General features: G+C 71.4%; 22 protein-coding genes. 13 read left to right on the top strand and 9 right to left on the bottom strand.

From position 1 onward, the window contains the following. Window positions 1–79 precede the first annotated feature (79 nt). Window positions 80–2,218, top strand: coding sequence for a SpoIIE family protein phosphatase (locus AB0I06_RS05040; protein WP_363117335.1), 2,139 nt, complete (start codon window positions 80–82; stop codon window positions 2,216–2,218). Here the strand turns inward: AB0I06_RS05040 and AB0I06_RS05035 are convergent. The 3 genes from AB0I06_RS05035 to AB0I06_RS05025 form a co-directional block, all read right to left on the bottom strand. Further along, window positions 2,173–3,252 carry an AI-2E family transporter gene (locus tag AB0I06_RS05035; RefSeq protein ID WP_363117334.1) on the bottom strand — a complete coding sequence of 360 codons (1,080 nt, stop codon included), beginning with the start codon at window positions 3,250–3,252 and terminating at the stop codon, window positions 2,173–2,175. The genes AB0I06_RS05040 and AB0I06_RS05035 overlap by 46 nt on opposite strands. A gap of 85 nt (window positions 3,253–3,337) precedes the next feature. Next, window positions 3,338–4,315 carry a pirin family protein gene (locus AB0I06_RS05030; RefSeq protein WP_363117333.1) on the bottom strand — a complete coding sequence of 326 codons (978 nt, stop codon included), beginning with the start codon at window positions 4,313–4,315 and terminating at the stop codon, window positions 3,338–3,340. Window positions 4,316–4,492: 177 nt separating this feature from the next. Continuing rightward, a complete protein-coding gene (locus AB0I06_RS05025; RefSeq protein ID WP_363117332.1) occupies window positions 4,493–6,007 on the bottom strand; it encodes an MFS transporter in 1,515 nt (504 codons plus the stop codon). Between the two features lie 131 nt (window positions 6,008–6,138). Here AB0I06_RS05025 and AB0I06_RS05020 point away from each other — a divergent pair, with 131 nt between their 5' ends. Next, window positions 6,139–6,900 carry a TetR/AcrR family transcriptional regulator C-terminal domain-containing protein gene (locus tag AB0I06_RS05020; RefSeq protein ID WP_363117331.1) on the top strand — a complete coding sequence of 254 codons (762 nt, stop codon included), beginning with the start codon at window positions 6,139–6,141 and terminating at the stop codon, window positions 6,898–6,900. Between the two features lie 223 nt (window positions 6,901–7,123). Here the strand turns inward: AB0I06_RS05020 and AB0I06_RS05015 are convergent, their stop codons facing one another. Both AB0I06_RS05015 and AB0I06_RS05010 read right to left on the bottom strand, forming a co-directional pair. Next, window positions 7,124–7,417: an MTH1187 family thiamine-binding protein gene (locus AB0I06_RS05015; RefSeq protein ID WP_030854324.1), complete on the bottom strand. Its 294-nt coding sequence runs from the start codon at window positions 7,415–7,417 to the stop codon at window positions 7,124–7,126. After that, window positions 7,414–7,758, bottom strand: coding sequence for a DUF3817 domain-containing protein (locus AB0I06_RS05010; protein WP_363117330.1), 345 nt, complete (start codon window positions 7,756–7,758; stop codon window positions 7,414–7,416). The genes AB0I06_RS05015 and AB0I06_RS05010 overlap by 4 nt, the downstream gene beginning before the upstream one ends. Window positions 7,759–7,927: 169 nt before the next feature. Between AB0I06_RS05010 and AB0I06_RS05005 the strand changes: the two genes are divergently transcribed. The 4 genes from AB0I06_RS05005 to AB0I06_RS04990 all read left to right on the top strand — a co-directional run bounded on the left by AB0I06_RS05005 (window position 7,928) and on the right by AB0I06_RS04990 (window position 10,602). Then, entirely contained in the window at window positions 7,928–8,560 is a 633-nt protein-coding gene (locus AB0I06_RS05005) for an AIM24 family protein (RefSeq protein WP_031105041.1), read from the top strand. Window position 8,561: 1 nt separating this feature from the next. Next, on the top strand, window positions 8,562–9,212 hold the full coding sequence (locus AB0I06_RS05000) for an AIM24 family protein (RefSeq protein ID WP_363117329.1): 651 nt from the start codon (window positions 8,562–8,564) through the stop codon (window positions 9,210–9,212). Next, window positions 9,209–10,009 carry an AIM24 family protein gene (locus tag AB0I06_RS04995; RefSeq protein WP_363117328.1) on the top strand — a complete coding sequence of 267 codons (801 nt, stop codon included), beginning with the start codon at window positions 9,209–9,211 and terminating at the stop codon, window positions 10,007–10,009. The genes AB0I06_RS05000 and AB0I06_RS04995 overlap by 4 nt, the downstream gene beginning before the upstream one ends. Before the next feature lie 116 nt (window positions 10,010–10,125). Next, window positions 10,126–10,602, top strand: a complete 477-nt coding sequence (locus AB0I06_RS04990) for a MarR family transcriptional regulator (protein WP_363117327.1) — start codon at window positions 10,126–10,128, stop codon at window positions 10,600–10,602. A gap of 13 nt (window positions 10,603–10,615) precedes the next feature. Here AB0I06_RS04990 and AB0I06_RS04985 read toward each other — a convergent pair whose 3' ends face one another. Both AB0I06_RS04985 and AB0I06_RS04980 read right to left on the bottom strand, forming a co-directional pair. Beyond that, a complete protein-coding gene (locus AB0I06_RS04985) occupies window positions 10,616–12,031 on the bottom strand; it encodes a HAMP domain-containing sensor histidine kinase (RefSeq protein WP_363117326.1) in 1,416 nt (471 codons plus the stop codon). Beyond that, window positions 12,028–12,693, bottom strand: coding sequence for a response regulator transcription factor (locus AB0I06_RS04980; RefSeq protein ID WP_363117325.1), 666 nt, complete (start codon window positions 12,691–12,693; stop codon window positions 12,028–12,030). Before AB0I06_RS04980 ends, AB0I06_RS04985 begins: the two co-directional genes overlap by 4 nt. Window positions 12,694–12,808: 115 nt before the next feature. On the opposite strand from AB0I06_RS04980, the gene AB0I06_RS04975 reads away from it, so the two are divergent. Together AB0I06_RS04975 and AB0I06_RS04970 are read left to right on the top strand one after the other, a co-directional pair. Further along, window positions 12,809–13,441 (top strand): PepSY domain-containing protein, encoded by a 633-nt coding sequence (locus tag AB0I06_RS04975; protein ID WP_363117324.1) that lies wholly within the window; start codon window positions 12,809–12,811, stop codon window positions 13,439–13,441. 121 nt (window positions 13,442–13,562) lie between these two features. Beyond that, complete coding sequence (locus tag AB0I06_RS04970; RefSeq protein ID WP_363117323.1) at window positions 13,563–14,537, top strand: GNAT family N-acetyltransferase; 975 nt, start codon at window positions 13,563–13,565, stop codon at window positions 14,535–14,537. Window positions 14,538–14,569: 32 nt separating this feature from the next. Here AB0I06_RS04970 and meaB read toward each other — a convergent pair whose 3' ends face one another. Next, entirely contained in the window at window positions 14,570–15,526 is a 957-nt protein-coding gene (gene meaB, locus AB0I06_RS04965; protein WP_363117322.1) for a methylmalonyl Co-A mutase-associated GTPase MeaB, read from the bottom strand. A gap of 34 nt (window positions 15,527–15,560) precedes the next feature. Then, window positions 15,561–16,760 (bottom strand): acetyl-CoA C-acetyltransferase, encoded by a 1,200-nt coding sequence (locus AB0I06_RS04960; protein ID WP_363117321.1) that lies wholly within the window; start codon window positions 16,758–16,760, stop codon window positions 15,561–15,563. 148 nt (window positions 16,761–16,908) lie between these two features. Between AB0I06_RS04960 and mce the strand changes: the two genes are divergently transcribed. From mce to AB0I06_RS04935, 5 genes are all read left to right on the top strand, one after another. After that, entirely contained in the window at window positions 16,909–17,349 is a 441-nt protein-coding gene (gene mce, locus AB0I06_RS04955; RefSeq protein WP_363117320.1) for a methylmalonyl-CoA epimerase, read from the top strand. Between the two features lie 233 nt (window positions 17,350–17,582). Further along, window positions 17,583–21,530 (top strand): polarized growth protein Scy, encoded by a 3,948-nt coding sequence (scy, locus tag AB0I06_RS04950; RefSeq protein ID WP_363117319.1) that lies wholly within the window; start codon window positions 17,583–17,585, stop codon window positions 21,528–21,530. 183 nt (window positions 21,531–21,713) lie between these two features. Then, window positions 21,714–22,649, top strand: a complete 936-nt coding sequence (locus tag AB0I06_RS04945; RefSeq protein ID WP_184850054.1) for a cellulose-binding protein — start codon at window positions 21,714–21,716, stop codon at window positions 22,647–22,649. Window positions 22,650–22,734: 85 nt separating this feature from the next. Continuing rightward, window positions 22,735–23,703 (top strand): ABC transporter ATP-binding protein, encoded by a 969-nt coding sequence (locus AB0I06_RS04940; protein ID WP_363117318.1) that lies wholly within the window; start codon window positions 22,735–22,737, stop codon window positions 23,701–23,703. Between the two features lie 2 nt (window positions 23,704–23,705). Next, window positions 23,706–24,476, top strand: a complete 771-nt coding sequence (locus AB0I06_RS04935) for an ABC transporter permease (protein WP_363117317.1) — start codon at window positions 23,706–23,708, stop codon at window positions 24,474–24,476. Window positions 24,477–24,580 lie beyond the last annotated feature (104 nt).

Here is a 24,580-nt window from a genome sequence, read left to right as displayed (position 1 = left end):
CGAGTACCCGAGGGCCGTCGTTCCGGCAGACGTCCGCTATCGGTGGCAACGTTCGATCGCGTCTTCTTACAGTGGGGCAATGCGCACTGGCGAGCCTCTGCCCGCCGTGGGGGAGGCCCTTGCCGCCCTCGCGACCGGCCTGTGGCACTGGGACACCGCCACCGGGCTGGTCACGGTCGACGCCGAGGCGGCCCGGCTGCTCGGGCTGCCCGCCGAACCGGTCAGCCTCACGGAGGCCCAGGCCCGGGCCCGGCTGCACCCGGTGGACTGGAACGAGATCACCGGCGTGATCCAGCTGGCCGTGGCCGAGGGCACCCTCGCCGAGGTCCGCATCCGGATCATGGACGAGCAGGGCCACATCGTCCGGGTCGTCCGCAGCCGCTCCAAACCGTCCTTCGACCGGGCCCGCAAGGCGTACCGGCTGATCGGCACGCTCCAGGAGGTCACCGAGCCGACGCCGGGCACCCCGGCCGGGCGCAGCGCGGTCACCGGGGACTGGCGGCGCTCACGGGAGGCGTTCCTGCTGGACGCGGGCCGGGCGCTGGCCGAGGCGCGCTCCACCCAGGAGGTCCTGCGGGTCACGGCGAATCTGTCGATGCCCGGGTTCTCACCGGACGGACTGGCGGTGTTCGGGGTCTCGGGCGACCGCCTGACGGTCATCGGCCACCACGGGCAGCAGCGGGGCACCGAGAGCCCCTTCTCGGAGATGCCGCTGGACACGGACTATCCGGCCGCCGAGGTGGTGCGCACGGGCCGGGCCGTCTATCTCTCCTCCGCCGAGCAGTACAAGGCCCGCTATCCGCTGACCTGGCCGCTCGCCGAGCGCTTCGGGCGCCGCTCCTGGGCGTTCCTGCCGCTGATCGTGGCCGGGCGCACCATGGGCGCGTGGATGGCGGCCTTCACCTACCCGGTTGCGTTCACCCCGGACGAGCGGTCCGTGCTGGCGACGGTGGCGCGGATGCTGGCGCAGGCCCTGACCCGGGCGGGAGTGGCCGAGAGCGAGCGGGCCCTGACCGACGGGCTCCAGCGCACGATGCTGCCGAGACTGGGCCCGCAGCGCATCCCGGGCATGAGCGTGGCCGCCCGCTACGTCCCGACCGGCGGCGGACTCCAGGTGGGCGGCGACTGGTACGACGTGATCCCGCTGCCCAGCGGGCGGTTCGCGCTGGTCATCGGTGACGTCCAGGGCCATGACGTCCGGGCCGCCGGCCTGATGGGGCAGCTGCGGATCGCCCTGCGGGCCTACGCCTCGGAGGGCCACCGCCCGGACGCGGTGCTCTCGCGGGCCTCGCGCTTCCTGCACGGCATCAGCGACGAGGACCCCTCCGACCCGCGCTTCGCGACCTGCGTGTACGTCGAGGTCGACCCGGCGACGGGGGTGCTGGACATCGCCCGCGCCGGACACCCGGACCCGGCGATCCGGCTGGCCGACGGCACGGTGCTGACCCGGCCGACGTCGGGCGGTCTGCCGCTGGGCATCGACCCGGACGCCGACTACCCCACGACCCGGCTCGCGCTGGAGCCGGGCGAGACGATGCTGATCTGCACGGACGGCCTGATCGAGACCGGCGGCCACGACCTGGACACCGGCTGGCGACGGCTGCGCGTGATCCTTGAGGACCACAAGGGTGATCTGGAGGAACTCGCCGACGCCCTCGTGCAGGCCGTGCACGGGCCGTCCTCGCACCACACCACCGGCCCGCTGGCGGACCGCCGCGAGGACGACATCGCGATGCTGCTGCTGAGCCGGGACGGCGACGGCTGCGGGTGCGGTGACTCGATGACCGTACGGCCTGCGGTGCGCCGCTCGGTGCTGACCGTGGCGCAGGCCGAGCCCGAGCGGGTGGCGGCCGCCCGGCAGCAGATGCGCGAGCTGCTGCACGACTGGACCTCGCCTGACCAGGTCGACTCGGCGGTGCTGCTGCTGTCCGAGCTGTTGACGAACGTCCTCGTGCACACCGACTCCGACGCGCTGCTGGTCGCCGAGATCATGGGCGGGGTGGGTGAGCGGCGGCTGCGGATCGAGGTCGCGGACGCCGGGGACGACCTGCCGCACAAGCGCAGCCCCGGGGAGCTGGCGTCCTCCGGACGCGGCCTGGTGCTCATCGAGCTGCTCGCGCACGCCTGGGGGGTCGAGCCACGCGGCGAGGGCAAGAGCATCTGGTTCGAGCTCTACGAGTCGCCGGACGGCTCGGGGGACGGCTCCTGGTCGCCGTAGCGCAGGCGCAGTTCCTGGACGACGCCGAACGCGGCGGCAGTCAGGGGCACGGCGAGGAGCATGCCGAGGACGCCGGCGACGGACGCCCCGGCCGTGATCGCCACCATGACCACCGCCGGGTGCATCTGCACGGTCCGGCTCTGGATCATCGGCTGGAGCACGTGCCCTTCCAGCACCTGCACCGCCAGCACCACCCCGAGCACCCACAGCGCGATGACGAACCCCCGGTCGGCGAGCGCGACCAGCACGGCCACGGCTCCCGAGATGAAGGCGCCGAGGTAGGGGATGTACGCCCCGACGAAGACCAGCGCGCCCAGGCCCGCCGCGCCCGGCACGTCGAGGACGAGCAGCCCCACGGTGATGCAGAGCGCGTCGATGAGGGCGATGAAGGTGGTGCCGCGCATGAACCCCTCCACGGCCCGCAGGGCCCGCCGCGCCATGGCCTCCAGGGTGTCGGCCGACCCGCGGGGCGCCAGGGACCGCAGCGTGGCGGCGGCCTGGTCGGAGTCGCGCAGGAAGAAGAAGACCAGCAGCAGCGCCAGTACGGCCATGGCGATGGTCTCGCCGACCACGCTGACGCCGCTGATCACGCCGGAGGCGGCCGTACCGCCGAACTTGCCGAGCAGCTCGCGGGCGTTGGAGGCGACGTCGTCCAGTGAGGTGCCGGCCGCGCCGAAGTGGTCGGAGACCCCGCGGGCGGCCTGCTTCAGCGAGGCGACGATCTCGTCACCGGTGTCGATGAGCGCGGCGACCACGATGTACACGGCCCCGCCGACCACGGCGACCACCGCGACACAGGTGAGCCCGGCCGCGACGGACCGGTGCACGCCGGCCTTCACCAGCCGCCGGTGCAGGGGCCGCAGCAGCGCCGTCCCGAGCAGCGCGAGCAGCACGGGCACGACGGCGGTCCGGAACTCCGCGACCAGCCGGATCCCGACGTAGACGACCCCGGCGGCGAGCAGCAGCACGGCGCACCAGGCGGCGAAACGCCGGACGGGGCCGGGGAGGAGCGGGGCCTGCTGGGTGTCCTGCACCCCTCCACCCGACCACGCACCCGGCGGGCCGTCCCGTCAGGACGGCCCGCCAGGGTGACAGGGCGTCAGCCCCGGGGTGGCCGCGTCAGTCCTGCGGGCCGCTCGCGGTCATGCCGTGCACCGCGGGCACCGTGCCCAGACGGCCCTTCTGGAAGTCCTCGAAGGCCTGCATGAGCTCGTCCTTGGTGTTCATGACGAACGGGCCGTAGTGGGCCATGGGCTCGCGGATGGGCTGTCCGCCGAGCAGGACCACCTCGAGGTCCGGGGTGTGGGAGTCCTGCTTCTCGTCCGCGCGGACGGTCAGCGCGGAGCCCGCGCCGAAGACGGCCGTCTGGCCCATGTGGACCGGCCGGCGCTCGGTGCCGACGCTGCCGCGGCCGGCCATGACGTACGCCAGGCCGTTGAAGTCCTCGCGCCACGGCAGGGTCAGCTCCGCCCCCGGAGCCACCGTCGCGTGGATCATCGTGATCGGCGTGTGCGTGATGCCCGGCCCCTGGTGCCCGTCCAGCTCACCGGCGATGACCCGCAGCAGCGCGCCGCCGTCGGGGGTGCTGAGCAGCTGGACCGAGCCACCGCGGATGTCCTGGTAGCGCGGGGCCATCATCTTGTCCTTGGCCGGGAGGTTCACCCACAGCTGGAGGCCGTGGAAGAGCCCGCCGGACACGACGAGATGCTCGGGCGGGGCCTCGATGTGCAGCAGGCCCGAGCCCGCGGTCATCCACTGGGTGTCCCCGTCGGTGATGGTGCCGCCACCGCCGTTGGAGTCCTGGTGGTCGAAGATGCCGTCGATGATGTACGTGACGGTCTCGAAGCCGCGGTGCGGGTGCCAGGGGGTGCCCTTGGGCTCGCCCGGCGCGTACTCCACCTCGCCCATCTGGTCCATCATGATGAACGGGTCCAGATGGCGGTAGTTGATCCCCGCGAACGCCCGGCGCACCGGGAAGCCCTCGCCCTCGAAACCGCTCGGAGCGGTCGTGACGGCCAGCACGGGACGTGCCACGGCATCGGCAGACGCGGTCACGCGGGGCAGCGTCAACGGGTTCTCGACGGTCACTGCAGGCATGTCGGTTCCTCCTCGTGTACGCTCAGTTTAGTTGAGCGTTGAACTTTCTGCCACCCCGAACAGCGAAAACCGGGAAGGCATTCCCGACCCGGGGACGGCGCAGCGAACCACGGGAGACCGGCACGGCGAAAGGCCGTCACCCCCTCACCGGGGGTGACGGCCTGCGGACCCCGGGTGTCAGGCGGCCAGTTCACGCTCCTCGCTGACGGGCTCTTCACCGCGGGCACCGGCCCGCTCGGCCGTGCGGTCGCGCATCACCAGCGTGGCGACGACCGCCGCGGCCAGGACCCCGATCGCGCTGATCGTGAAGGTCGTCGACATCGACGCGGTGAAGGCCTCCCTCGCCGCCCGCACCAGGCCCGCGTCGCCACCGGCGACCGTGAGGGCCCCGCCGATGGACTCCCGGGCCTGACCGGGGGCGCCGGCCGGCATCTCGTCGGCGTAGCCACTGGAGAGCAGGGAGCCGAGGATCGCGATGCCGAGGGCGGTGCCGGACTGCTGGATGGTGTCGTTGAGCGCCGAGCCGACGCCCGCCTTGTCCTCCGGGATGGTGCCCATCAGCGCGGCCACCGCGGCCGGCATGGCCAGACCGGCACCCAGGCCCAGGATGCCGAGCGCCACGGCCGGGACGGTGAAGCCGCTGTCGGCGGTGAGCGTGGTCAGCAGCCCGAAGGAGGCGGCCATCAGCAGCATCCCGCCGAGGATGACGAACCGGTTGCCCGCCTTGACGACGAGCTGCGCCCCGGCGGTGTTGCCGGCCAGCGCGGCCACGGCCAGCGGCAGGAAGGCCAGGCCCGCCTTGACCGCGGACCAGCCGAGCACGAACTGGAGGTACTGGGTCAGCACCAGCAGCAGCCCGGCGTTGCCGATCTGGACCAGGGCCAGGGAGAGCGAGCCACCGCTGAAGTCGCGGTGCCGGAAGAGGGCCAGCGGGACCATCGGTGCGCGGGTGACGTTCTGCCAGACCACGAAACCGGTCAGAGCCACCACCGCGCCGGCCAGGACGAGGAGGGAACGGTCCGCGAATGCGCCGTGCTGCGGGATCTCGATGATCCACCAGACCAGGGCCGTCATGCCCACCGCCGACAGCACCGCGCCCAGCGGGTCGGGCTTCTGCCAGGGCGCCTTCGACTCCGGCATCAACAGCACACCGGCCAGCAGCGCGAGCCCGACGATCGGCACGTTGATCAGGAAGATCGCCTGCCAGGCGAAGTGGTCGATCAGCACGCCGCCCAGCACCGGGCTGCCGACCAGCCCGAGCATCGACACCGAGCCCCACGCGGCCATCGCCTTGGGCCGCTCGTCCTCGTCGAAGACGGTGATCAGGATCGACAGCGTCGACGGCATGATCAGCGCCCCGCCCACGCCCATCGCGATCCGCACGGCGATCAGCTCACCGGGTGTGGCGCAGAAGACCGCCCCCAGGGAGGCCGCCCCGAACAGCAGCAGCCCGATCAGCATCACCCTCCGGCGCCCGAACCGGTCCCCGACGCTTCCCGAGGTCAGCAGCAGCCCGGCGAAGACCAGGACGTAGGAGTCGAGGATCCACTGCGTCTCCTGGGCGCTCGCCCCGAGGTCCTCGGTCAGGGCGGGCACCGCGACCGTCAGTGCCATGTTGTCGACGACCAGCACCAGCGTGCTCAGGCACAGCACGATCAGGATCCACCAACGCCGTGGATGGCGAGCATCCATGTCCTCTTCCCCTCCCGCGAACACCGTTCCTTCGATGCGCACACTGTACGCACAGCGGAACAGTGTGCGCAATCCTTGGCTTCTGTACGCTGTTTGCGCACGCCGTTCGCACGACGTCTGAAGGAGCCGCGATGAGCAGGAGCAGGGCGACGGACCGGAACCCGATCCCGTCGGTGTGGACCCGCGAGCAGCGCCGCGCCGACCAGCCGGCGCTCAGCCGGGACGCGATCGTCCGGGAGGCGATCGCCATGCTCGACGCGGACGGCATCGAGGCGCTCAGCATGCGCAAGCTCGGCGCCCGCCTGAACGCCGGCGCCACCTCGCTCTACCGGCACGTGGCGACAAAGGACGAGCTGATGGAGCTGGCGGTGGACGAGGTGACCGCCGAGGTCCACGTCCCGCCGGCCGACCGTCCCGATTGGCGCGCGGCGGTGACCGAGGCCGCCCGGTCCTTCCGCACGACCGCGCTGCGGCACCCCTGGCTGACCCTGGTGCTCGGCCAGGCCGGTCTCGCCTACCTGGGCCCCAACTACATGGCCTTCTCCGAGCGGCTCGCCGCGCTGTTCACGGCGGCGGGCTTCACCGAGCCGAGCCGGGCGATCGAGACCGTCTTCTCGTACGTGATGGGCATGAGCAGCGCGGAAGCGGCCTGGCTCAGCACGGTCGCCCGCTCCGGCGAGAGTGAGGCCGGCCTCATCACCCGTCTCATGCCGGCCGCCCAGCAGGCGGCGGCCGGCCACTCCCACCTGGCGCTCCCGCACGCGGAGGTCGAGGAGGCCACCACCGACCCCGCCGCCCTGCGCGACATGAAGTTCGCCTACGGCCTCGAGGTCGTCCTGGACGGCCTGGCGCTACGCCTGCCGAAGCGAGACGGGGAAGGAGCCAAGGACTAGCTAGGGCCTGTCGTTTGGATCATGCCGGCGTCGCGGGGCGTGGCACGCACATCTGCCGCGTTGTCGTCGGTTGTCAACTCCCCCACGCTCGGCTGCGCTCGCGCGGGAGGGACCCCCATCGCGTTGACGCCCTCCTCCGCCTTGCAGCTGCACGCACCACGCCCCGCTCGGCTCGGCCGAGAGGCCCAGTCACTCCCGGCCGACCTGATCCAAACGACAGGCCCTACTCGGCGAGGTGCCGTTCCACCGTCTCCACCTTGGAGGTGAGGCCGTCCGTCACACCGGGGCGGATGTCCGCCTTGAGGACCAGGGAGACCCGGGGCGCACGCCGTTCGACCGCGGCCACCGCGCGCCGGACGACGTCCATGACCTCGTCCCACTCCCCTTCGACGGAGGTGAACATCGCGTCGGTCCGGTTCGGCAGCCCCGACTCGCGCACCACCCGCACGGCGTCGGCGACGTACTCCCCCACGTCCTCGCCGACGCCCAGCGGCGTCACGGAGAAGGCGACGATCACGCGTTCACCACGCCTTCCTTGCGCACGCGGGAGGCGATGACCGCGTCCTCGGCCTCACGCCGCAGCCGGCGCTCGGCGAAGAACCCGCCGGCGGGCAGCACCGAGAGCACGAAGTACAGGGCGGCGGTCTTCAGGGACCACTTCGCACGGTTCCAGGCGTCCGCCCAGAAGATCACGTACAGGACGAACAGCACCCCGTGCACCATCCCCATCACCGGCACGGCGTTGAAGTCCGTCGTCCGCTTCAGCACCGAGCAGACCAGCAGGAGCAGGAACGAGATGGCCTCGGGGGCCGAGACCAGGCGGAGGCGGCGGATGGCGGTGGCGGTCTTGAGGTCCACGGGTCACCTTCGGTCGGAGAGAACGGTTTGTGAACGCACGCACAAGCGTCCGGCCCATTGTGGCAAACCGCCCGGGCCCCCGACCCCCTCGGGGTGCGCTCAGGGGCGTTCTCCACCCACGGGCCCTGTCCGCGGGGCCCGGCCTGCGGATACCTTCGCGTATGTGGCGATGTTCCGACTTCAGAGCAGCAAGGTGCTCGCCGTCGACATGACCGGAGATGCCGTGAAGGCGAAGAACGGCTCGATGGTCGCGTACGACGGGGAGATGGCCTTCAAGAAGCTCAGCGGTGGCGGCGAGGGCATCCGGGGCATGGTGACCCGGCGGCTGACCGGTGAGCAGATGACGTTGATGGAGGTGAAGGGGCGCGGGACCTGCTGGTTCGCGGACCGCGCCTCCGAGATCAACCTGGTCAGCATCCAGGGCGACAAGCTCTACGTCGAGTCGAGCAATCTGCTCGCGACCGACGGGGGGCTGCGCACGGGCACGGAGTTCACCGGCCTGCGCGGCGCCTCGCAGGGCAACGGGCTGTTCACGACCACCGTCGAGGGCCACGGCCAGGCGGCGATCATGTCGGACGGCCCGGCGGTGGTGCTGCGGGTGAGCGCGCAGTACCCGCTGACCGTCGATCCGGGGGCGTACGTGGCGCACCAGGGCAACCTGCGGCAGTCCTTCCAGTCCGGGGTGACGTTCCGCACGCTGCTCGGGGAGGGCGGCGGCGAGGCCTTCCAGATGCGGTTCGAGGGGGACGGTCTGGTGTACGTGCAGCCGAGCGAGCGCAACACGATCGCGGGAGACGTGTGAGATGGCCTTCCGGGAGATCAACGGGAAGATGGTCGAGGCGACGGTCGTGCCCGGCCGGCGGCTGTTCAGCCAGCGCGGCGCGATGCTCGCGTACAAGGGCGAGGTGTCCTTCACGCCCAACACGGCGGGCGGCCAGGGCGGGATCATGTCGATGATCGGCCGCCGGGTGGCGAACGAGGACACCCCCTTGATGACCGTCGAGGGCAGCGGCACGGTCCTGTTCGGCCACGGCGGGCACCACGTGCAGGTGATCCACCTCACGGGCGACACGCTCTGCGTCGAGGCGGACCGCCTCCTCGCCTTCGAGGGCACCCTCCAGCAGGGCACGATGTTCCTGGGCTCGCAGGGCGGCGTCATGGGCATGGTGCGCGGCCAGGTCAGCGGCCAGGGGCTGTTCACGACCACCCTGAAGGGGCAGGGGGCCGTCGCGGTCATGGCCCACGGCGGCGTCATCGAGATCCCGATCAGCCCGCAGCGGCCGGTGCACGTGGACCCCCAGGCCTACGTCGCCCACCACGGCGACGTCCGCAACAGGCTGTCGACCGCGCTGGGCTGGCGGGACATGGTGGGCCGCGGCTCGGGCGAGGCGTTCCAGCTGGAGCTCAGCGGCAGCGGTGCGGTGTACGTCCAGGCGTCGGAGGAGAAGCTGTGAGCACCTACGGAACCCCGGGCGCCGGCCCCGCGGTCTTCGACCCGGCGACGCTGCCCGCCGACGACAACGTCAACCCGTACACCTTCTGCGTGGAGCTCAAGGGGAGCCAGTGGTTCCTGCAGAAGGGGAAGATGATCGCCTACTACGGATCGATCGACTTCAACGGCGTCGGACACGGCCGGCTGGACCGTCTGGTGCGCACTTCGTTCCATTCGCCTCTGCACGCGAGCGACTGGGTCGTGGCGGAGGGCTCGGGCAAGATGCTCCTCGCCGACCGGGCCTTCGACGTCAATTCGTACGACCTCGAGGACGGCAACCTGACCATTCGCTCGGGCAACCTGCTCGCTTTTCAGCCAACTCTGGCACTGAAGCAATCAATCGTGCCGGGTTTTCTGACCCTCATCGGAACCGGAAAGTTCGTGGCGGCGTCCAACGGGCCGGTGGTGTTCATGGAACCCCCGATCCGGGTGGACCCCCAGGCCCTGGTCGGCTGGGCCGACTGCCCCTCCCCGTGCCACCACTACGACCATGGGTACATGACCGGTGTCATGGGCGGTCTACGTGCACTGACGGGCCTCGGCGGGGCCTCCGGCGAGGAGCATCAGTTCGAGTTCGTGGGCGCCGGGACGGTGCTGCTCCAGTCGTCCGAGACCCTGATGGCCGAGCAGGCCACGGGGGCCGTTCCGCACGAGGCCGGCGTGCCGGGCGGCGGGGCGCACAGCCCCCAGGCCGGGCAGCCGGGTGTACCGCGTCTTCCCGGACAGCTGGGGGACCTCCAGCGTCGCTTCGGGCTGTGAGCGGTAGTCTGCGGAGTGTGACATCGAACGCCTGCGCACTGCTGTTCGCCAGGTGAACGAGGTCACACGCCACCCCTCACTAGTTCGCCTTTCAACCTTTTAGGTAGACTTCATTCATGGAGACCGAGACGGCCACCCGCTGGCTGACCGATGCGGAGCAGTGCGCCTGGCGCACCCACCTGGAGGTCAACAGGCTGTTGACGTACCAGCTCGAAAAGGACCTGCAGCCGTTCGGCCTGACAATGAACGACTACGAGATCCTGGTGAATCTCTCCGAGTCCGAGGACCACAGGATGCGGATGAGCGACCTCGCCTCCGCGACCCTCCAGTCCAAGAGCCGCCTCTCGCACCAGATCACGCGCATGGAGAACGCGAACCTGGTCCGGCGGGAGAACTGCGAGTCGGACCGCCGGGGGCTCTACGCGGTCCTGACCGACCACGGCATGGCGACGATGCAGAAGGTCGCGCCCCACCACGTGGCATCCGTGCGCAGGCACTTCATCGACCTGCTGGCCCCCGAGTCCCTGACCGAGCTCGACAAGTCCCTCAAACCCATCGCGGAGCACCTGCGCGGACAGCGCGGACGCCCGTGACCGCAGCCCTCTGCTAAGCGAGCGGCAGGCGGAGCTCGAACAGGGCTCCGCCTGCGGGCCCCCGTCCGGCGGTGAGCGTGCCTCCGTGCCGGACGGCGACGTCCCGGGCGATGGCGAGGCCCAGCCCGGCCCCGCCGTCGTCGCGGCTGCGGGCGGCGTCCAGGCGTACGAACCGTTCGAAGATCCGCTCCCGGTCCTCCTCGGGCACGCCGTCGCCGTCGTCCGCCACGCCGACCACGGCCCGGTCGTCCTCGCACCGCACGCTCACGGTGACCTCCGACCGGGCGTGCCGCTGGGCGTTGTCCAGCAGATTGGCGAGCACCCGCCCCAACTGCCCGCGCGAACCGGCCACTTCCACCGGTTCCGCGTCCACCGCGACACCCGGCCGTCCCTCGGCCGCCTCACGGGCGAGCCCGGCCAGGTCGACCGTCGCGTCGGCGGGCCGCTCCCCCGCGTCCAGCCGGGCGAGCAGCAGCAGATCCGCCGCCAGCCGCTGGAGCCGGACCGTGTCCTCCACGGCCCCGTCGAGGTCCAGCAGCTCGGGATGCGCGGCGGCCACCTCCAGCTGCGTCCGCAGCGAGGCGATCGGGCTGCGCAGCTCGTGGGAGGCGTCGGCGACGAAGCGCCGCTGCCGCTCCACGGACGTCTCCAGGGCCGCGAGCGTCTCGTTGGTGGTGCTGGCCAGCCGGGCGATCTCGTCGTGCGTGTCCGGCTCCGGAACGCGCCGCCCCAGGTCCTCCGAGTGGGTGATCGCGGCCATCTCGCGCCGGATCCCCTCCACGGGCCGCAGGGCCCGCCGGGTGACCAGCCAGGTCACGCCCGCGACGACACCGAGCAGCAGCGGGAACCCGATCAGCATCACCGTCAGCGCGGTCCGCACCGCACCGTGCTCGGCGGCCAGCGGGGAACCGGCGTAGACCGTGAGGTGCCCCCGGTCGTGGGTCTCCACCTCGACCGCGGCGAACCGGTAGTCCTCCGCGTCCCCGTCGATGGTCGCGGACCCGTTGCTGAAGACGGTCTCCCCGGAGATCTCCCCGGGTTCGAGGGCCTCGTCGGCGTCGTCGGAGCCGTCGTCGGAGTCGTCGTCGCCCGACGGCTCGGCCGCGGGCTGCGGCTTCACCCGGCCGCTGTCGGTCCCGCTGATCCGCTCCAGATCGTCACTGGCCGCGACCAGCCGCCGATGCTCGTCCAGGACCTGCACCGGCCCGTCGTCGCCGTCCAGGCCCGAGAGCTTGCCGTACGGCGTCCCGGCGGCGAGCTCGGCGGCGACCGCCCGCGCCGAGCGCTCCGCCTGCGTGCCGGCCTCGCCCATCAGATTGGACCGCAGGGACAGCAGTACGGCGGCCCCGGCCGCGACGAGCGCCACCGCGACCACAAGCGTCGCTCCCAGCGTGGCCCGGGCCCGCACGGACCCGAAGAGCCGCTTCACGACGTCTCCAGCCGGTACCCGGCCCCGCGCACCGTCCGGATCAGCCCGGCCCGCAGCTTCCGCCGCAGCGTGCTGACGTACACCTCGACGATGTTGGGATCACCCTCGTAGGCGAAGTCCCAGACGTGCTCCAGGATCTCCGACTTGGACACCACCTCGCCGGCCCGCAGCACGAGCTGCTCCAGCACGGAGAACTCCTTGGCGGTGAGGGTGACCTCGTCCTCCCCCAGGAACACCCGCCGGGCCGCGGTGTCCACCTTCAGGTCCCCGTGCACATGCACCGGCGAGGCCCCCGCGCCCTGCCCGCGCCGGCGTAGCAGCGCCTTGACCCGGGCGACCAGCACGACGTAGGAGAACGGCTTGGTCAGATAGTCGTCCGCACCCGTGTCGAGCCCCTCGGCCTCGTCGTACTCGCCGTCCTTGGCGGTCAGCATCAGGATCGGCACCTCGTGCCCGGCGGCGCGCAGGGCGGCACAGACCCGGTAGCCGTTGAGGCCCGGCAGCATGATGTCGAGGACGACCAGGTCGTAGGTGCCCTCCGAGGCCCGGTGCAGCCCCTCCAGTCCGTCGTGGACGACGTCCACGGCGTACCCCTCGGCCGTCAGGCCCCTGGCGAGCGACAGGGCCAGCCGCTTCTCGTCCTCCACGATCAACAGACGCATGCGTAAAGAGTGGCAAAGTCAACCTGAAGATCCTTTCAGGGGGCTTCAGGTTCCTCTCAGCCTCCGTCGTCCAGAGTCGAAGACGTCGAAAACGAAACGACTCGGGAGGAACCGCATGAAGCGCAACATCGTGATCGCCGCTGTGACCGCCGCCGCTCTGATCGGAGGCGGTACGGCAACGGCCCTCGCGACCACGTCGGACGACGAGGGGTCGGCGCGGCAGGCGGTGAACACGCGGGTGCCGGACGACGACGGCCGCGACGACGACGGCCGCGACGACGCCCGGGTGGCCTCTGCGAAGGTCACCGCGACCGAGGCGATCGCCTCCGCGCTGAAGCACACGTCGGGTACGGCCGTCTCCGCCGAGCTGGACGACGAGGACGACGGCGACAAGGTGGTCTGGAAGGTCGACGTCCTGTCCGGCGACGACACCTGGCACAGCGTGAGCGTCGACCCGTCGAGCGGCAAGGTCCTCGGTGCGCAGGCGGACGACGAGGACGACACGGCGCGGGTGCGTGCGGCTCTGAAGGGCTCCTCCGTGACGGCTGAGGAGGCCGCGAAGGCCGCCGCCGGCAAGGGCGTGGTGACGTCCGTCGACCTCGACGAGGACGGCAAGGACAAGTCCTGGGAGGCCGAGACGCGCACGTCCGGCGGCGCCGAGCAGGACTGGAAGATCGACCTCACGTCGGGCAAGGTCACGGCGGACCGCTCCGACGCCCAGGACGACGACGCGGACGACCAGGACTGATCATCAGCCGCCCCTCCTCACTCGCCCCGGCGTCCGTGCCGACGCCGGGGCGTCGCGCGCTCGCTTCGCACGCGGCGCGCGTCCGTGGTGCGATGGAACCGGGGGCGGAAGGAGAGCGGTCATGCCCGCAGCGAAGCGAACGAGTGTCGCCGCCTCGGTGTCGGTCCGCCCGCTGGCCGAGCCGGACCTGGACCGGGCCGACGAGATCTTCAGAGTCGCGTTCGGGACCTTCCTCGGGGCCCCTGAGCCGGAGACGTTCTTCGGGACCGCCGACTACGTGCGCACCCGTTGGGCGGCAGCTCCACACGCGGCCTTCGCGGCGACCGTCGAGGGCGAGGTCGTCGGATCGAACTTCGCCGCCGACTGGGGCAGCGTCGGGTTCTTCGGCCCGCTGACCGTACGTCCGGATCTGTGGGACCGGGGCATCGGCAGACGCCTCATGGAACCGGTCATGGCCTGCTTCGACACCTGGGGGAACCGCCACCTGGGCCTGTTCACCTTCTCGCACAGCGCCAAGCACCTCGAGCTCTACCGCCGGTACGGTTTCTGGCCCCGGTTCCTCACGGCCATCATGAAGAAGCAGGTCGCCGGCACTGCCGCAGTCCCCGGCCGCGTGCTGTACGGCGAGCTGACCGCCGCTGAGCGGCCCGACGCGCTGAGCCTCGGCCGCGCAGTGACGGAGGCCGTCTACGAGGGCCTGAGCCTGGAGCGCGAGATCACGGCCACACAGGCACAGGGGCTCGGCGACACCGTCCTCCTCGAGGGCACCGGCTCCGGCCTGGACGGTCTGGCCGTCTGCCACTGCGGAGCCGGGTCGGAGGCCGGCGAGGACGTGTGCTTCGTCAAGTTCGGCGCCGTACGCCCCGGCCCGGGCGCCGCGGACCGGTTCGAACGGCTGCTGAAGGCCTGCGAGCGGCTGGCCGCCGAGAAGGGACTCGGCCAACTGGACGCCGGGATGAACCTGGCCCGCCAGGACGCCTACCGGCGCATGGCCGACCGCGGTTTCCGCACCTGGCTGCAAGGCGTGGCCATGCACAGGCCCAACGAACCCGGCTACAGCCACCCGGACGCCTATGTGATCGACGACTGGCGCTGAGTCCACCGCCATGAGACTGCGCGCCGGCAGCCTCAGCCCTGCGTCAACCCGGCCACCAGCTCGTCAGCCGCCCGGTAGGGATCCAGTTCGCCCGCGACGATCCGCTCCGCCAGCGCCCCGAGCCGCCGGTCCCCGTGCAGGTCGCCGATCCGCTCCCGCAGTGCCGTCACCGCGATCGTCTCGACCTCCCTGGACGCCCGGGACAGCCGCCGCTCCGCGAGCACGCCCCGCTCCTCCATCCAGGCCCGGTGCTTCTCCAGCGCCTCGACGACCTCCTCGACGCCCTCGCCCCGCGCGGCGACCGTCTTCACGATCGGCGGGCGCCAGTCGCCCGGCCCGCGCGACTCGCCCAGCCCCAGCATGTGGTTCAGCTCGCGAGCCGTCGCGTCGGCCCCGTCCCGGTCCGCCTTGTTCACGACGTACACGTCACCGATCTCCAGGATCCCGGCCTTGGCCGCCTGGATCCCGTCGCCCATCCCCGGCGCGAGCAGCACCACGGACGTGTCCGCCTGCGAGGCGATCTCCACCTCGGACTGCCCGACCCCCACCGTCTCCACGAGGATCACGTCGCACCCGGCGGCGTCCAGGACGCGGATCGCCTGGGGCGCGGACCAGGCCAGCCCGCCCAGGTGCCCGCGCGTGGCCATCGACCTGATGTACACGCCCGGGTCGGACGCGTGCTCCGACATCCGCACCCGGTCCCCGAGCAGCGCACCGCCGGAGAACGGGGAGGACGGGTCGACGGCGAGCACGCCGACCCGTTTGCCCTGCTTGCGGTAGGCGCTGACCAGCGCCGAGGTCGACGTCGACTTGCCGACGCCCGGCGACCCGGTCAGCCCCACCACGTACGCCCCGCCCGTCAGGGGCGCGAGCGCCTCCATGACCTCCCGCAGCTGCGGGGACGCCCCCTCCACCAGGGAGATCAGCCGGGCCACGGCACGCGGCCGGCCTTCCCGGGCCTGGGCCACCAGCGTGGAGACGTCCTGCATCACAGCTCCGTTCAGATCAGGGACGTACCGAAACTCAGGCCTTGGGCACGCGCACGATCAGCGCGTCGCCCTGCCCACCGCCACCGCACAGCGCGGCCGCGCCGACGCCACCGCCGCGCCGCTTCAGCTCCAGCGCGAGATGCAGCACGAGCCGCGCACCGGACATCCCGATCGGGTGACCCAGGGCAATGGCACCACCGTTGACATTCACCTTTTCGGTGGACACGCCGAGATCCTTCATGGACTGCACGGCCACGGCAGCGAAGGCCTCGTTGATCTCGACGAGGTCGAGGTCCGAGACCTCCAGGCCCTCCTTCTTCAGCGCGTGCAGGATCGCGTTGGAGGGCTGCGACTGGAGCGAGTTGTCCGGCCCGGCCACGTTGCCGTGCGCCCCGATCTCGGCGATCCACTCCAGGCCGAGCTCCTGGGCCTTGGCCTTGCTCATCACGACGACGGCGGCGGCACCGTCGGAGATCTGCGAGGCGGAACCGGCCGTGATCGTGCCGTCCTTGGCGAAGGCCGGGCGCAGCTTGCCCAGGGACTCGGCGGTGGTGTCGCCGCGGATGCCCTCGTCCTTGCTGAACAGCACCGGGTCGCCCTTGCGCTGCGGGATCTCGACGGGCGTGATCTCGGCCTCGAACAGGCCGTTCTTCTGCGCGGCGGCGGCCCGCTGGTGCGACAGCGCGGCGATCTCGTCCTGCTCGGCCCGGCCGATGCCCAGGCGCGTGTTGTGCTTCTCGGTCGACTCGCCCATGGCGACACCGTCGAAGGAGTCGGTCAGGCCGTCGTGGGCCATCGAGTCGAGCATCTGGATCGCACCGTACTTGTAGCCCTCGCGGGACTTCGGCAGCAGGTGCGGGGCGTTGGTCATGGACTCCTGGCCACCGGCGACGATCACGTCGAACTCACCCGCACGGATGAGCTGGTCGGCGAGCGCGATGGCGTCGAGGCCCGACAGACACACCTTGTTGATGGTCAGCGCCGGCACGTTCATCGGGATGCCGGCCTTGACCGCGGCCTGGCGTGCGGGGATCTGCCCCGCCCCGGCCTGGAGCACCTGGCCCATGATCACGTACTGCACCTGGTCGCCGCCGATCCCCGCACGGTCGAGGGCGGCCTTGATCGCGAAGCCGCCGAGATCGGCTCCGGAGAAGGACTTCAGCGATCCGAGCAACCGCCCCATGGGCGTACGAGCGCCCGAGACGATCACCGAACTGGTCGTGGCAGAAGACATGAGCTGCGATCCCCTTACCGGCTGCACAGCCGAGGAGTGAACGAGGGTTTACTTCGAATGTACTGACCGGTACTCCACCCCGTCATCGGGCCGTCGGTGTGATCGCGCGCACGTTGCGTAACCACCTCCGGGGCGCTGCACTGAGTCCATGCTGACGCGAATCGACCACATCGGAATCGCCTGTTTCGACCTCGACAAGACCGTCGAGTTCTACCGTGCCACCTACGGCTTCGAGGTGTTCCACTCCGAGGTCAACGAGGAGCAGGGCGTGCGCGAGGCCATGCTCAAGATCAACGAGACGTCCGACGGCGGCGCCACCTACTTGCAGCTCCTGGAGCCGACCCGGGAGGACTCCACCGTCGCGAAGTGGCTGGCGAAGAACGGGGAGGGCGTCCACCACATCGCCTTCGGCACGGCGGACGTCGACGCGGACGCGGCGGACATCAAGGGCAAGGGCGTACGCGTGCTGTACGAAGAGCCGCGAGTCGGTTCCATGGGGTCACGGATCACCTTCCTGCACCCCAAGGACTGCCATGGCGTACTGACAGAACTGGTCACTTCGGCGGCTGTTGAGTCACCTGAGCACTGACCCTCGTACATAGGGGCCGGTAGGGTTGGGGGCGGTCGCCGCTCTGTGCAGGGTGACCGCGGTCCCGCCGTGCGACGGCAGGACCACCGGGGTCCGGGTTTCGGGGGACGAGCGTCGGGGCAGCAGCCTCTGCTCCGCCGATGATCTGACACCATTCCCCGGGGGCCCCGTTCGGCGGATGGACGGAGCTCGATCGGAAAGAGTTGCGACCAGGGGACGGATGGGACCGCGCAGTGCGGGGCTACGAGAGCCAGGAGCGAGAGCCGGCGGCTGACGTCGACCACCTCTCTCGGTTCGAAGCCGAGATGAAGCGGCTGAAGACCGAACGGGAAAAGGCGATCCAGCACGCCGAGGACCTCGGCTACCAGGTCGAGGTGCTGCGCGCCAAGCTGCACGAGGCGCGGCGCACCATCATGTCCCGACCCTCCTTCGACGGGGGTGACATCGGCTGGCAGGCCGAGCAGTTGCTGCGCAACGCGCAGATGCAGGCCGACCAGATTCGCGCGGACGCCGACCGCGAGCTGAGCGAGGCCCGGGCGCAGACCCAGCGGATCCTCCAGGAGCACGCCGAGCAGGCCGCCCGGCTCCAGGCCGAGCTGCACCAGGAGGCGGTGACCCGCCGCCAGCAGCTGGACCAGGAGCTGGCCGAGCGCCGCCAGACGGTCGAGTCGCACGTCAACGAGAACGTGGCGTGGGCCGAGCAGCTGCGGGCGCGCACCGAGCAGCAGGCCCGCCGGCTGCTGGAGGAGTCCCGCGCCGAGGCCGAGCAGGCCCTGGCCACCGCCCGCGCGGAGGCCGAGCGGCTGACGACCGAGGCCCGCCAGCGCCTGACGGGCGCGGCCGAGGAGGCCCGTGCCGAGGCCGAGCAGATCCTGCGCCGCGCCCGCACGGACGCCGAGCGCCTGCTCAACGCCGCCTCCACGCAGGCCCAGGAGGCCACCGACCACGCCGAGCAGCTGCGCACGTCCACCGTCTCCGAGTCGGAGGCCGCGCGCCGCGAGGCGCAGGAGCTGAGCCGGGCCGCCGAGCAGCGGATGGCGGAGGCCGAGGAGGCGCTGCGCAAGGCGCAGAGCGAGTCGGAGAAGCTGGTCGCGGAGGCCAAGGAGGCCGCCGCCAAGGCCCTGGCGAGCGCCGAGTCCGCGAACGAGACGCGCACGCGCACCGCCAAGGAGCAGGTCGCCCGGCTGGTCGAGGAGGCCACGAAGGAGGCCGAGAACACCAAGTCCGAGGCGGAGCAGCTCGTCGCGGACGCCCGTGCCGAGGCCGAGAAGATCGTCGCGGAGGCCTCCGAGAAGGCCCGCACGCTCACCGCCGAGGAGACCGCGACCCAGCTGTCCAAGGCGGCCAGGACCGCCGAGGAAGTCCTCGACAAGGCGTCGGAGGACGCCAAGAAGACGACGAAGGCCGCGGCCGAGGAGGCCGAGCGGATCCGCTCGGAGGCCGAGGCGGAGGCGGACCGGCTGCGGGCCGAGGCGCACGACATCGCCGAGCAGCTCAAGGGCGCGGCGAAGGACGACACCAAGGAGTACCGCGCCAAGACGGTCGAGCTGCAGGAGGAGGCCCGCCGGCTGCGCGGCGAAGCCGAGCAGCTGCGTGCCGACGCGGTCGACGAGGGCGAGAAGATCCGCGCCGAGGCCCGCAAGGAGGCCGTGGCGCAGATCGAGGAGGCGGCGAAGTCCGCCGAGGAGCTGCTCGCCAAGGCCAAGGCCGACGCGGACGAGCTGCGCACCACGGCCCAGGCGGACAGCGAGAAGGTCCGCACCGAGGCCATCGAGCGGGCGACGACTCTGCGCCGGCAGGCCGAGGAGACCCTTCAGCGCACCCGGCAGGAGGCCGAGCGGCACCGCGAGGAGGTCGTCGAACAGGCCGAGGCGCTCAAGGAGAACGCCGAGCGCGCGGCGCGGGAGCTGCACGAGGAGACCGAGCGGGCCGTTCAGGCCCGTCGTGCCGAGGCCGCCGAGGAGCTGGCACGGCTCCAGGCGGAGGCGGAGGAGCGGCTGACGGCCGCCGAGCAGGCGCTGTCGAAGGCCCGTGAGGAGGCCGCCCGGATCCGCCGCGAGGCCGCCGAGGAGAACGAGCGGCTGCGCGCCGAGGCCGCCGAGCGGATCCGTACGCTCCAGCAGCAGGCCGAGACGGAGGCCGAGCGGCTGCGCGACGAGGCCGCCGCGGACGCGTCCGCGGCCCGTGCCGAGGGCGAGGCCGTCGCCGTACGGCTGCGCTCGGAGGCGGCGAGCGAGGCCGAGCGGCTGAAGTCGGAGGCGCAGGAGAGCGCCGACCGGATGCGCTCGGAGGCGCAGGCCGCCGCCGAGCGGCTCGCCGCCGAGGCGTCCGAGACGCTGGCCGCCGCGCAGGAGGAGGCCAACCGCCGCCGCCGCGAGGCCGAGGAACTTCTCGGCAGCGCCCGGCAGGAGGCCGACCAGGAGCGTGAGCGGGCCCGCGAGCAGAGCGAGGAGCTGCTGGCCTCGGCGCGCAAGCGCGTGGAGGACGCGCAGGCCGAGGCCGTACGCCTGGTCGAGGAGGCCGACCGCCGCGCCACGGAGATGGTGTCGGCGGCCGAGCAGCACGCCCAGCAGGTGCGGGACTCCGTGGCGGGGCTGCACGAGCAGGCGCAGGAGGAGATCACCGGACTGCGTTCGGCCGCCGAGCACGCGGCGGACCGTACGCGCCGGGAGGCCCAGGAGGAAGCGGACCGGGTCCGCTCCGACGCCTACGCCGAGCGGGAGCGGGCGAGCGAGGACGCGGGCCGGCTGCGGCGCGAGGCGCACGAGGAGTCCGAGGCCGCCAAGGCGCTCGCCGAGCGGACGATGTCCGATGCGATCAGTGAGGCGGAGCGGATCCGCGCGGACGTCGCCGAGCACGCGCAGCGGGTGCGCACGGAGGCCTCCGACGCGATCGCCGAGGCCGAGCAGAGCGCCGCGCGCACCCGGGCGGACGCCCGGGAGGACGCCAACCGCATCCGCTCGGACGCCGCGGCACAGGCGGACGCCCTCATCACCGAGGCGCGCAGCGAGGCCGAGCGGCTCACCACGGAGACGCTCCAGGAGACCGACCGGCTGCGGATGGACACGGTCGCCGAGGCCGAGCGGGTCCGTACCGAAGCGGTCTCCGAGGCCGAGCGCGTCCGTTCCGAGGCGGCCACGGAGGCCGAGCGGGTGCGGGCGGAGTCGGTCGCCAAGGCCGACCAGCTGGTCGCGGAGGCCACCGGGGAGGCGGAGCGGCTGCGGGCCGAGGCCGCCGAGACGGTCGGCTCGGCGCAGCAGCACGCCGAGCGGATCCGCCGCGAGGCCCAGCGGGTCAAGACCGACGCGGAGGCGGAGGCGGAGCGGCTGGTCGGCTCCGCGCGCGAGGAGGCGGACCGCACGCTGGACGAGGCCCGCAAGGACGCCAACAAGCGGCGCTCCGAGGCGGCCGAGCAGGTCGACAAGCTCATCACGGAGACCACGGCAGAGGCGGACAAGCTGCTGGCCGAGGCGCAGCAGCAGGCGCACAAGACCACCGCGGAGGCCGAGGCGCAGGCCGACACCATGGTGGGCGCGGCCCGCACCGAGGCCGATCGCCTGGTGTCCGAGGCGACGGTCGAGGGCAACTCGCTGGTGGAGAAGGCCCGTACGGACGCCGACGAGCTGCTCGTCGGCGCGCGCCGGGACGCCACGCAGATAAGGGAGCGCGCCGAGGAGCTGCGCGACCGCATCACCTCCGAGATCGAGGAGCTGCACGAGCGGGCCCGCCGGGAGTCGGCCGAGACGATGAAGTCGGCGGGCGACCGCTGCGACGCGCTCGTCAAGGCGGCCGAGGAGCAGCTGGCGAAGGCGCAGGCGAAGGCCAAGGAGATCGTCTCGGAGGCCAACTCCGAGGCGGGCAAGGTCCGGATCGCCGCGGTGAAGAAGGCGGAGGGTCTGCTCAAGGAGGCCGAGCAGAAGAAGTCCACGCTGGTCCGGGAGGCCGAGGAGCTCAAGGCCGAGGCGATCCGCGAGGCCAGGCGCACGGTCGAGGAGGGCAAGCGCGAGCTGGAGGTGCTGGTCCGCCGCCGCGAGGACATCAACGCCGAGATCTCCCGTGTCCAGGACGTCCTGGAGGCGTTGGAGTCCTTCGAGGCCCCCTCCGCCGGCAAGGACAACGGAGTCAAGGCAAGCGCGACGGTCGGCGCACCCCGTTCGGGTGGCAAGTCCTCGGATAGCTAGCCAAACGGGGCGAATCCGGTGTGTGCTGGGGCCTTTGACCAACTCTTTGGCAAGCTGTCCGGGGGTTAGCCACCCAAAAGGGGTGTCATTTTCCAGATCAAACGCGCATCCGCTCGATGACACACCGTTTCGGCCCCTAGGATTCCACCTATCACCTCACCGGTCTCATTCGACAGGAACCCCATGAGCGACACTTCCCCCTACGGCTTCGAGCTTGTGCGGCGTGGATACGACCGCGCTCAGGTGGACGAACGTATCTCCAAGCTCGTCTCCGACCGTGACAGCGCTCTCGCCCGCATCACCGCTCTGGAAAAGCGCATCGAAGAGCTCCACCTCGAGACGCAGAACGCCCAGGCCCAGATCACCGACGCCGAGCCGTCGTACGCGGGTCTCGGTGCGCGCGTGGAGAAGATCCTCCGCCTCGCCGAGGAAGAGGCGAAGGACCTGCGCGAGGAGGCCCGGCGCGCCGCCGAGCAGCACCGCGAGCTCGCCGAGTCGGCCGCCCAGCAGGTGCGCAACGACGCCGAGTCGTACTCCGCGGAGCGCAAGGCGAAGGCCGAGGACGAGGGCCTGCGGATCGTCGAGAAGGCCAAGAGTGACGCCGCCCAGCTGCGTTCCGAGGCGCAGAAGGACGCGCAGTCCAAGCGTGAGGAGGCGGATGCCCTCTTCGAGGAGACCCGCGCCAAGGCCGCGCAGGCCGCCGCCGACTTCGAGACGAACCTCGCCAAGCGCCGCGAGCAGTCCGAGCGGGACCTGGCCTCCCGTCAGGCCAAGGCCGAGAAGCGCCTCGCCGAGATCGAGCACCGCGCCGAGCAGCTGCGCCTGGAGGCCGAGAAGCTGCGCACGGACGCCGAGCGCCGCGCCCGCCAGACGGTGGAGACGGCCCAGCGCCAGGCCGAGGACATCGTGGCCGACGCCAACGCCAAGGCCGACCGCATCCGTTCGGAATCCGAGCGCGAGCTGGCCGCCCTCACCAACCGCCGCGACAGCATCAACGCCCAGCTGACGAACGTCCGCGAGATGCTCGCGACGCTCACGGGCGCCGCGGTGGCCGCCGCCGGCACGCCGGCCGAGGACGAGCCGATCTCCCGTGGGGTCCCGGCCCAGCAGTCCCGGTAACACCGGGGTATACGGAGTCTGAACCTCCGCAAAGCCCTCTGCCGCTCGGGTGGCAGAGGGCTTTGCCACGCTCTAGCGTGGCGGCATGATTGAGCTCGAGGGGCTGACGAAGCGGTACGGCGAGAAGGTGGCGGTCAACAACCTGTCCTTCACCGTCAGACCGGGCATCGTCACCGGCTTCCTCGGGCCCAACGGCGCCGGCAAGTCCACGACCATGCGGATGATCCTGGGTCTCGACCACCCGACCGCCGGCGACGTCCGTATCGACGGCAAGCACTACCAGCAGCTCAAGGACCCGCTGACATACATCGGCGCCCTGCTGGAGGCCAAGGCGTGGCACGGCGGGCGCACCGCCTACAACCACCTGCTGTGCCTCGCGCAGAGCAACGGCATTCCGCGCAGCCGGGTGCGGGAGGTGCTGGACACGGTCGGGCTGACGGCGGTCGCGAAGAAGAAGACCAAGGGCTTCTCGATGGGCATGGGGCAGCGGCTCGGCATCGCGGCCGCGCTGCTCGGCGACCCGCGGATCCTGATGTTCGACGAGCCGGTCAACGGCCTCGACCCCGAGGGCATCCACTGGATCCGCACCCTGATGAAGTCTCTCGCCGCGCAGGGGCGGACGGTGTTCGTCTCCTCCCACCTGATGAGCGAGATGGCCCTGACGGCCGAACACCTCGTCGTCATCGGGCAGGGGCGGCTGCTCGCGGACACCTCCATGGCGGACTTCATCGACCGCAACTCACGCAGTTACGTCCGGGTCCGCAGCCCGCAGCGGGAGCGGCTGCTCGATGTGCTGCACCAGGCCGGGATCGTGGCCGTGGAGAGCGGTGAGGGGGTGCTGGAGGTGGACGGCGGCAAGGCCGAGCACATCGGTGAGCTGGCGGCGCAGCACCGGATCACGCTGCACGAGCTGAGCCCGCAACAGGCCTCGCTGGAGGAGGCCTTCATGCAGCTGACCGCGGAGTCGGTGGAGTACCACGCACACAGCGAGACGGGCCCGACGCCCGCCGAGCCGGCGCGGCAGCAGTGGGGCGACGGCTGGAAGAGGGGCTGAGCATGGCGGTGACACAGGTCGTACGGTCGGAGTGGACCAAGATCCGGTCGGTGGCGTCCACGGTGTGGACGCTCTCGCTGGTGGTGGTCGTGACGGTCGCCCTCGGCATGCTCATCTCGGCCCTGTCCAAGAGCGAGTTCGACTCCATGAACGCGCAGGACCGGGCGGAGTTCGACCCGACGTTCATCAGCTTCGCGGGGATGAGTCTCGGCCAGCTCGCGATGATCGTGTTCGGGGTGCTGGTCGTGTCGAACGAGTACAGCACCGGCATGATCCGCACCTCGCTGGCCGCAGTGCCGCAACGGGGCTCGTTCCTGTTCAGCAAGATCGCGGTCGCCTCGGCACTCGCCCTGCTGGTCGGCCTCGTCACCAGCTTCGCCGCGTTCTTCCTGGGGCAGGCGATGCTGGGCTCGCACCGGTCGGAGATCGGCGACCCGGGGGTGCTGCGGGCGGTGTTCGGCGGCGGCCTCTACATGGCGCTGATCGCGATGTTCTCCATGGGTGTCGCCGCGATGCTGCGCTCACCGATGCTGTCGCTGGGCATCCTGATGCCGTTCTTCTTCCTGATCTCCAACATCCTGGGCAATGTCGACGCGACGAAGAAGGTCGGCCGGTTCCTTCCCGACCAGGCCGGCAGCAAGATCATGCAGGTGGTCACGCCGATCGACGACGACACCCCGTACGGGCCCTGGGGCGGCCTCGGGATCATGGGGCTGTGGGTGCTGGCGGTGCTGGCCGGGGGCTATCTGCTGCTGAAGAAGCGCGACGCCTAGGCGTGACCTTTTACCTGCTCTTGGGCGGAACCGTCAGCGCCTCGATATCCTCCTAACCCTTACGGGGGCGTGTGCCCCGCTGTCCTGAACCTTGCGATGGGTGC

This window comes from Streptomyces sp. NPDC050674 (assembly GCF_040654575.1).
Taxonomy (GTDB): domain Bacteria; phylum Actinomycetota; class Actinomycetes; order Streptomycetales; family Streptomycetaceae; genus Streptomyces.
The sequence above is the reverse complement of the archived record's forward strand: the minus strand, read 5'-3'. Positions and strand labels throughout refer to the sequence as shown.